The 9,145-nt window shown below is 36.7% G+C and carries 6 protein-coding genes; 4 read left to right on the forward strand and 2 right to left on the reverse strand.

All coding sequences use genetic code 11. The annotated features are described in order from the left end of the window. Both ACO5GE_RS06005 and ACO5GE_RS06010 read right to left on the reverse strand, forming a co-directional pair. A partial coding sequence (locus tag ACO5GE_RS06005; RefSeq protein WP_484830016.1) for an ATP phosphoribosyltransferase regulatory subunit occupies nucleotides 1-211 on the reverse strand: 211 nt, incomplete at its 3' end. 120 nt (nucleotides 212-331) lie between these two features. After that, a complete protein-coding gene (locus ACO5GE_RS06010) occupies nucleotides 332-1,246 on the reverse strand; it encodes a YitT family protein (protein ID WP_484830017.1) in 915 nt (304 codons plus the stop codon). Between the two features lie 339 nt (nucleotides 1,247-1,585). On the opposite strand from ACO5GE_RS06010, the gene ACO5GE_RS06015 reads away from it, so the two are divergent. The 4 genes from ACO5GE_RS06015 to ACO5GE_RS06030 all read left to right on the forward strand — a co-directional run bounded on the left by ACO5GE_RS06015 (nucleotide 1,586) and on the right by ACO5GE_RS06030 (nucleotide 9,062). After that, nucleotides 1,586-2,911 carry an LCP family protein gene (locus ACO5GE_RS06015; protein WP_484830018.1) on the forward strand — a complete coding sequence of 442 codons (1,326 nt, stop codon included), beginning with the start codon at nucleotides 1,586-1,588 and terminating at the stop codon, nucleotides 2,909-2,911. Nucleotides 2,912-3,326: 415 nt separating this feature from the next. Next, a complete protein-coding gene (gene secA / locus ACO5GE_RS06020; protein ID WP_484830019.1) occupies nucleotides 3,327-6,074 on the forward strand; it encodes a preprotein translocase subunit SecA in 2,748 nt (915 codons plus the stop codon). A 3-nt stretch (nucleotides 6,075-6,077) separates the two neighbouring features. Further along, nucleotides 6,078-7,182 (forward strand): peptide chain release factor 2 gene (gene prfB, locus ACO5GE_RS06025; RefSeq protein ID WP_484830020.1). Its coding sequence is split into 2 segments (ribosomal slippage): nucleotides 6,078-6,152 and nucleotides 6,154-7,182, totalling 1,104 coding nucleotides; the frame shifts between segments, so codons are not numbered across the junction. 644 nt (nucleotides 7,183-7,826) lie between these two features. Further along, nucleotides 7,827-9,062 (forward strand): L-cysteine desulfidase family protein, encoded by a 1,236-nt coding sequence (locus ACO5GE_RS06030; RefSeq protein ID WP_484830021.1) that lies wholly within the window; start codon nucleotides 7,827-7,829, stop codon nucleotides 9,060-9,062. The last annotated feature ends 83 nt before the right edge of the window (nucleotides 9,063-9,145 follow it).

Genomic DNA, 9,145 nt, shown 5'->3' on the forward strand with positions numbered 1-9,145 from the left:
TTTTTAAGACTTTAAATATCATTCGAAGGTTCTCTCCACCCTCACTGTTGGTCAAATTTTCCAAATTCTCAAGCATTGGAGTTTCAATCTGTGTATATCCTCTTGAAGTATAGGCCTCTACGATTTTATTTGTTACCCAATTTCTCAATTTCATATCTTGAGGCAAAAGATCCTGTGTTCCTTTTGCAGGCTTTGATGATAATTTTTGCACGCTACAATCCTCCCGTATCCATCCTGTTTTCAAAAAATGTTCTCATTGTTTTTTAGCACTATTCCTATTAACTCATGGTACATTTCATTCTATAACAATTCAAAGCAACTGTCTATCTTCCTAAATTTCCACCATGTTCATAAATCCTTCTCCAAGCACTTCCTTCACTTCAGCAATCGTGATAAAAGCATCCGGATCTATCGCATACACTACTTCTCGTAACTTCTGTACCTGTTTTGGCGCTACAACTACGTAAAGCAACATTCTGTCTTCTTTGGTATACATTCCTTTTCCCGGAATTGCAGTATTCCCACGATCGATTTCTTTCATAATGGCAAGAGAAATATCTTCCCACTTTGGAGAAATGATAAATACAGCTCTTCCAAACTTCATCCCGTCAATCATTCCTCCAATTACTTTGGAAGTGATATACACGGAAACAATGGCATAAAGACTGTTATATACTCCGAAAATCGTCATCCCAAATCCAATAATCAGCCCATCGATGATTAGCATCAAGCGATTGATTGGAAAGCGAGGATTTTTGTAACGAATAATCATAGCAAGCATATCGGAACCACCCGTTGTTCCTCCACTACGTAGAACAATCCCAATTCCTACTCCTAAAAACACACCTCCGAACACTCCGGCAATAAACAAATCTTCTCCAATCGGAAACGGATTTTGAAACAAACGAAGAAACCATAGATGCAGTGATAACAATCCGACAGAAATCATCGAATTGCGTCCATAGGAGAATCCACGTTGATAGACACTGATGATAAAGAGTGGAATATTACATGCAAGCGTTGTCGCCCAAAGTGGAATTCCGAATCCAAAAAATTTCTTTGTAGTTGCTTCTACTGCAATCGCTAAGCCTGATACTCCACCGGTTACCAATCCCACCGGAGATAAAAACCATACAATTCCCATCCCAAGTATCAGTGTACCGACATAAATTCCAATCAAACTGTTAATAAAGCTCATCCCTTTTTTACTCTTATTTTCATTTTTTGTTGTTTGTTTTTGTTTCAAATCAAAAAACCTCCTGTTTCATATCTTCTGTTACCCATTTTACCACAATCATTCCCAGTAATACCACGATTTACACAATTATTTCTTCACTATGACATAAAAATCATTTCTGTACGTTATTTCCTCTCACGCTCTGTTTGCTAACTCTTCCTAAGAATTCATTATGTATCTCTGCTATTTCATAGTGAATTCTGTAAAAAAGACAATTATTTTATAGACATTTATACAATATGGTCGTAAAATGAAAAGATAATTGAAACAGATTTATATTAACTAAATCAATAACCTTATAACAATTTTGAAATACATCAATTATATATTAAGAAGGAGCTTGGAGCAATGAAACATTTTTTTAAAGTTTTTTTTATCACTTTGATTTCTTTGGGAATCATAGGAAGTGTAGGAAGCAAACTATACTTGGGATACCACCAAAAAGATCCGAACACAAATGTTACTTCTCTGTCTGAAAAACAAGGAGCAACGGATCGTGTCAATGTTTTGTTGCTTGGAGTAGATGCTCCGGAAAGTGACCGTAAAGGAGATATTCCACGTTCCGATACCATGATGTTATTAAGTTTGGATCCAAAGACAAACACCGGCTTTATCCTCTCCATTCCAAGAGATACCCGAGTTGTTTTGCCGGGAAGAACGAATCATACCAAAATTAACCATGCTCACCGCTTTGGAGGTCCGGATCTTTCTATTCAAGCTGTAAAAGAACTTCTTGACATTCCAATTCATCACTATGTTGTAGTAGACTATAAGGCTTTGTTTGAGATTGTCAATGATGTCGGAGGAATTGACATCAACATTGAACATAAAGGCGGAATGCATTACGATGACAACGCTATCAAACCTCCTCTTCACATTCACTTCGATCAAGGAATCCACCATCTTGACGGACAAAAAGCAATGGAGTTTTTGAGATATCGCAAAGGATATGCATCCGGAGATTTAGGTCGAATCGAAGCACAACAAAAGTTTATCTCCGCATTATTGGATGAATTGTTATCTCCTTCTTCCATCACGAAACTTCCAAAAATTACAGAGCACGCATTCCAATATATTGATACCGATATGACAAAATCTGAAATATTACAACTTTCTGTCAGCGCTATGAAATTGGATTCTAAAAATGTTATCAAAGATGTACTTCCGGGAGATGGAATGTATATTTCAGGCATCTCCTACTTCATTGTAGATGAACCGATTTATAAAGAACAAATTGCCTACATGATGGCAGGAAACTACAGTGATTGGGTGAGCAACAAATTCCACGAAAGAAGTACTCTTGACATTGCAGATATCAGAAATTCGGAGAGTAAAAAGGACGGAAAGAAATCAAAACACGTAGAAGTCAAAGAGATTCCGGAAGATATCAATATTTATGAAGAAGAAAACAAACTGGAGAAATTGGAGAAATCTGAACAAAAAGAAGACAAAAACTTGAAACCGGATAACAATAAATCTGAGAACAACAAATCGGATGCTAACAAACCGGATAACAAGAGCCTTATACCGGATGATACAAAAACAACACCGAAGCCGATTGATCCGATTCAAATTGAACCTCTTCCATCGGAACCGGTTGATTTGGAAAAACCGAAACCTGAACCGGCACCGGCTGACACAACCGGAACAAGTTCTGATTTATTTTCTTCTTAAAAAATATTATCCAATCTCATTCCAAGCAATGATGATAACAAAAATTATAATGACAACGGACACAATCTTTCAACAAACTGTGCCCGTTGTTTTTTGTCTGAAATCCTGTATTTTTGTAAAATGATTCCTACACTCTTTCAATAAAACAGGGTTACTTGTAAAAAATTATTACAAATACAAGTCTTTTTTTAAACTGAATAGAAACATAGTTTCAGATATATTATAATAAGAAAGTATTTTGTAAAAATATGCTTTCTTAAACAAGAATAAAAATCTATTATTTTTAAAATATTTTTGATATAATGATTTGATACAATGATTTGATACAATGAAAGCGAATATTTTTAGCACAAATAGAGGTATCTATGCTTTTCAAAATCAATAATTTATTTATATAGAAATGAGGTAATTACAAATGGGTATATTGGATTCCTTTTTCTCTAACCGAGAAATCAAACGTCTGGAAAAAAAAGTACAGATTGTCAATTCTTTTGAACCTAAAATCAAAGCATTGTCAGATGCCGAATTGATTGCAAAAACAAATGAGTTTAAAAACAGATTGCAAAATGGAGAAACAGTAGATGATATTTTGCCGGAAGCATTCTCCGTATGTCGTGAAGCCTCTTCCAGAGTGTTGGGGATGAGACACTACGATGTCCAAATGATGGGTGGAATCGTATTGAACGAAGGTCGTATTGCAGAAATGAAGACAGGGGAAGGAAAAACATTGGTAGCAACTGCTCCTGTATACTTGAATGCGCTAACCGGAAAAGGTGTCCACGTTATTACTGTCAACGACTACCTTGCAAAACGGGATATGGAATGGATGTCCAAACTATATAACTTCCTTGGCTTATCTACAGGAGTTATTATCCACGGGTTGAACAATACACAAAGACGTGATGCATACAACTCCGATATCACTTATGGTACAAACAATGAGTTCGGATTCGATTATCTGAGAGATAACATGGTTATTTACAAACATGAGATGGTTCAAAGACCTCTTAACTATGCTATTGTCGATGAGGTTGACTCCATCTTGGTCGATGAAGCGAGAACTCCGTTGATTATTTCCGGTCAAGGAGACAAATCTACCTCTCTTTATACACAGGCAGATACCTTCATCAAAACACTTCATGCAGAAGAAGACTATATTATCAATGAAAAAGAAAATGCTTCCACCCTAACAGAAATCGGTTTGCAAAAAGCGGAACGTTTCTTTGGTGTAGAAAGTATGACAGATATTGCCAATATGGAAATTTATCATAATATCGGTCAAGCTCTTCGTGCAAATACTTTAATGCGTCGAGATGTGGACTATGTAGTAAGAGATGGAGAAATTGTTATCGTAGATGAATTTACAGGTCGTTTGATGTTCGGTCGTCGTTATTCTGCCGGATTACATCAAGCTATCGAGGCAAAAGAAGGATTAAAGATTCAAAGAGAATCCAAAACACTTGCTACGATTACATTCCAAAATTATTTCAGAATGTATCAAAAATTATCCGGAATGACCGGTACTGCTAAAACGGAAGAAGAAGAATTCCGTTCTATCTACAATATGGATGTTGTGCAAATTCCTACTAACCGTCCTATCGCGCGTAAAGATTTGAACGATGTCGTTTACAAAACGGAAGAGGCAAAATTCAATGCCGTTGTAGAAGAAGTCGCAAGAAAACATGAAACAGGACAACCTCTTTTAGTTGGTACCATTTCTATTGAAAACTCTGAAAAACTTTCCGAAAAATTAAAGAGAAAAGGAATTAAACACGAAGTGTTGAATGCCAAAAATCACGAAAAAGAGGCTGAAATTGTTGCACAAGCCGGTAGATTCAATTCTGTAACCATCGCAACCAACATGGCCGGCCGTGGTACCGACATTATCTTGGGAGGTAACCCTGACTTTATGGCAAATAAAGAAATGCGTAGACTTGGATATGAAGACCATGTCATTTCATTTGCAACAGGATTTGCTCCATCAGATGACGAAGAACTGTTACAAGCAAGAGAAACATATCAAAGAATTTTGAAAGAGAAAAAAGAAGAACTGAAAGAAGAACAAGCAAAAGTGGCAGAAGTTGGAGGTCTTGGAATCATCGGTACCGAACGTCATGAATCCAGACGAATCGACAACCAGTTGCGTGGTCGTTCCGGACGTCAAGGAGATCCGGGAGATACCAAATTCTTCATCTCTTTGGAAGATGATTTGATGCGTAAATTCGGTGGAGAAAAAATGGGAGAGCTGATGGACAGATTCGGTATCATGGATGACAACGATCCAATCGAAGCAAAAGTTCTTACCAAAAGAATCGAAGGTGCACAAAAGAGAGTGGAAGGAATCAACTTCGGAATGCGTAAAAGTGTCCTTGAGTATGATGATGTTATGAATGTGCAAAGGGAAATCATCTACAATGAACGCCGACGTGTATTGGAAGGCGAAAACATCACAGATGAGATTCAAAGTATGATTCGTTCTACCGTAGAGTCTATCATTATGCAATATATGCCTGACAATGAATATGAAGAAGAATGGGACTTACACGGTCTATTTGCCAAACTTTCTGTGGTATGCGGACTTCAATTGAATCCGGATAACTATTCCAAAGAACATTTGGATAGAAATGCCTTTATTGAGCAAATTACAACACTTGCTCTTGAAAAATATCATGATCAGGAAAGTCAAATTCCGGAAGAACAATTCCGCGAATTGGAACGTGTTATCCTATTACAAGCTGTAGATAGCAGATGGATGGATCATATCGATGCAATGGATCAACTACGACAAGGCATCGGTCTTCGTGCAATCGGACAGGAAAACCCTGTTAGAGCTTATCAAATGGAAGGATTCGATATGTTTGATGCTATGAACGCTCTCATTCACGAAGATACCGTTCGCTATGTTCTAAACGTAAACTTAGTTAAAAAAGAAGAAGATCCGATAGAACCTATCCAACATTCAGAAGAACCTGTTGTGATAGCAGTACAACCACAAGATGTGGTTCCACAAAGAAAGCAAATTGTTGATGTTGAAACGATGAAAGTACAATCTTCCGATTCTTCCCAACAAACTGCTAAACATACTCAAAAGGTAGGACGTAATAAAGACTGTCCTTGTGGAAGCGGAAAAAAATATAAAAAATGCTGTGGAAGGGATGTGTAAGATTTGTTAAACGAACAAATTTATCGTGAAAAACTTTCCAAAATAAGCAACTCCCTTGATGAAGTGAGGGTTTCTCTTTGACATAGATTCCTTGCAACAGGAGAAACAACAAAACGATTTGAAGATGGAAGACGCTGATTTCTGGAACAACTTGGAGTTATCTCAACAGGTTGTAAAACGTAACAAAGAACTGGAACGAACCATTGATATCTACTCTACTGCCTTTTCTGAATTAGAAGAAGTGGAAATTCTGTTTGAGTTGACAAAAGAAGATTCAGACTTGGAAATGGAATTGGAGCAGCTTATCAACGATTTGTCAGAAAAAATGGAGCAACTGAAAATTCAAACCCTGTTAGATGGGGAATATGACGGTAATAATGCCATATTATCCATCCATGCAGGCTCCGGTGGATTGGATGCACAAGACTGGGCTCAAATGTTGCTTCGTATGTATTTACGTTTTTGTAATGACATGGGATACCGTGTTATCGAACTTGACAGCTTATCCGATGCAGAAGCTGGAATCAAAAGTGTTACACTGCAAATAGAAGGTCCCAATGCATACGGCTTCTTAAAGAGTGAAAAGGGAGTGCACCGCATTGTCCGTATCTCTCCGTTCGACTCCTCAGGAAAACGGCATACCTCCTTCACTTCTGTCGACGTCATCCCTGAAATAGACGACACCGTAGAAGTAGATATTGATACCAATGATTTAAAAATTGACACGTATCGTGCTTCCGGTGCAGGCGGACAACATGTCAACAAAACTGACTCTGCCGTTCGTATTACTCATATACCTACCGGAATTGTCGTAACTTGTCAAAATGAACGGTCGCAACATAGCAATCGTGAAACTGCAATGAAGATGTTATTTTCAAAGCTGATGGATATCAAAATCAGAGAGCATAAAGAAAAAATTGAAGATATATCCGGAGAATATTCTCAAATTGCATGGGGAAGCCAAATTCGTTCCTATGTCTTTCAACCATATACCTTGGTAAAAGATCACAGAACCAATCATGAAATCGGTTCTGTGCAATCCGTTATGGATGGGAACATCATGCCTTTTATCAATGAATATCTGAAACAACAAAAACAAGAATCTTAAAGAAGTGTCCGTTATAAATTGTGAAAATCAATACTAACCAAACTCTTTCTATACAAAAAAGCCTATTGTGTACAACTTACACAGTAGGCTTTTTTTGTTCTACTTCTTTGTTCTACTTCTTTGTTCTACTTCTTTGTTCTACTTCTTTTATTCTACTCTTTTATTTTTCAACCATAATAGTCTTTATCCAAACTTCTTTCTTCTGTTATTTCGTTATTTTCTCCTCTTTTTGAACCATTCTGTACGTCAAGGTTTAGTTGCAATATCGATATCCCCTATTATTTCTTTATTTCTCTACAATAAGACACTTTTTTATTCTTTTTTATTCTTTTTTATTCTTTTTTATTCTTTTTGTCTTTTTTCCATTCAAAATTTATCTACACAATCAATCATCATAAACTTATTTATTTACTTGCTTATTTACTTCTGATTCGAAAAGCTTTACTCAAAACACACTTCTTCTATAACAAAAAACTGTTAAAAAACCTTTTTTTGATATTCTTTTTTTGGTATGATATTGTTGTAAGGTGTTACAAAAACACCATAAATATGTCATATCATAATATAAATAGGTTATCAGTATTAGAGTTTGAATTACCAAGCTATTCTATATGTAATTAGTATTATAACAATAAGGAGATATTATGAATTACAAGGAACTTTTGAAATCAGAACTGCTTCCTGCATTCGGTTGCACCGAACCAATTGCACTTGCATTTGTTGCAGCCAAAGTTCGTGAAGTATTAGGAGAAATTCCGGACCATATCGAAATTTCTTGCAGTGGAAATATGATAAAAAATGCAAAGAGTGTTATTGTTCCGGGTGCCGGTGGAAAAAAAGGAATTGAAATCAGTTGTGTTCTCGGTGTTCTAACCGGAAATTCAAACAAAGAATTGGAAGTGTTAACAGATACTACATCAAAAGATATTGAACGTGCTTCTAACATGATTGAACAGGGCTATTGCACCATCAAATTAGTGCCTGATGTGGAGAATTTATATATTTCTATCAAAGGAACAAAAGATTCTTCTTATGCTACCGTTACTGTCGAAGGAAAGCATACAAACATCATCCACGTGGAAAAAAATCACGAAATTTTATTACATAAGGAGAAATTGTTTCAGGAACTCACCTATTCCAACTTCTCATTTGATGAAATCTACAACTTTGCACAAGAATGCGACTATGAAGATATCAAGCCTATCTTAGACTTGCAAATTTCATATAACAAAGCGATTGCTGAAGAAGGTATCAAACATAGCTATGGTGCAAATATCGGAAAACTCATTTTGGAAGTTTCCGATAACATTGAAGAGAAGGCAAGAGCCTATGCTGCAGCAGGATCTGATGCACGCATGAGTGGATGTGAAATGCCGGTTATCATCAATTCGGGAAGTGGAAATCAAGGAATTACCATCTCTGTTCCCATCATCATCTATGCAGAACATTTTCATATCGATGATGATAAACTGTATCGTGCATTGATATTTGCAAATTTGATTGGATTGTACCAAAAGAAAGGAATCGGCAGACTTTCAGCCTACTGTGGAGTTGTCTGCGCCGCATCAGCAAGTGTAGCAGGAATAGCATTTCTCAACAACGAACCTACCAAAATCATCAAAGAAACTCTTGTCAACTCTCTTGCAGGAAATTCCGGCATCTTGTGCGACGGAGCAAAACCGTCTTGCGCAATGAAAATAGCATCCTCTATCGGCAACGCTTTTTTGGGATATCGACAAGCACGTACTGACAACAGTTTCATGTCAGGAGATGGTATTGTGAAAGAAACTGTCGATGAAACGATCAAAACAGTCGGACATATTGCAAAATATGGAATGAGAGAAACTGACGCAACGATTCTAAATGAAATGATTCACTAAAATAGAGTAGAATTGATATACCGGTAGAATCTTTACTCAATATCTTCCTATCTTGATAACGAAATCTACACTCCTTTGGCTCC

It is taken from the genome of Filifactor sp. (genome assembly GCF_057248345.1).